At 44.6% G+C, this 805-nt stretch carries 1 protein-coding gene; it reads left to right on the forward strand.

Going from position 1 to position 805, the window contains the following annotated elements:
- Nucleotides 1-152: 152 nt before the first annotated feature.
- The coding region (locus BM739_RS19885; RefSeq protein WP_175609569.1) for a reverse transcriptase N-terminal domain-containing protein at nt 153-805 on the forward strand (653 nt) is incomplete at its 3' end.

Genomic DNA, 805 nt, shown 5'->3' on the forward strand with positions numbered 1-805 from the left:
ATAGTGATGCTGGTATAGGAGGTTGGAAAAAGCAAAAGCTGCATTGTAACGATGCAGATACAGACTGGTGTCTGATCACGAAAGTGAGCCCACTTCCGACTGGTCTCCCGTTGCAAGATAATTTGAAGAACTTTATTCAAGGAGAAACGCAAATGATGATTTCAACAGAGATTAGTGCCTCTCCTGACAGCGAACAATGGCAGTCCATAGACTGGAAATCCGTTGAACCGCATGTATTAAAGCTTCAAATGCGTATTGCAAAGGCAACACGAGAAGGTAAACACGGTAAGGCGAAAGCCTTGCAATGGATACTGACTCACTCGCGTTCAGCAAAACTTCTTGCTGTTAGACGAGTATCAAAAAGCAAAGGCAGTAGAACGCCTGGAATAGATGGTGTCATCTGGAACACGGATGCACGCCGCATGAAAGCAGTAAATCAATTGAGCAGGAAGGCATATCAAGCCAAACCACTTAAGCGTATCTATATCCCCAAAAAGAATGGCAAACTCAGACCTCTTGGTATCCCATGCATGATAGACAGAGCGCAACAAGCGCTCCACCTTCTTGCATTAGAGCCTATATCAGAGACGTTTGCCGACCCTAACAGCTATGGATTTAGACCCAATCGTAGCACTGCCGACGCAGTCGATCAGTGCTTCAAATGCTTGGCTCTAAAGAAATCAGCGCAATGGGTTCTTGAGGGAGACATCAAATCCTGCTTCGACAAAATCGAGCATCAATGGCTAATGGATAACATCGCCATAGATAAACGTATGTTGGAACAATGGTTAAAGTCTGGTTTTAT

Source organism: Shewanella sp. UCD-KL21 (assembly GCF_001957135.1).
Taxonomy (GTDB): domain Bacteria; phylum Pseudomonadota; class Gammaproteobacteria; order Enterobacterales; family Shewanellaceae; genus Shewanella.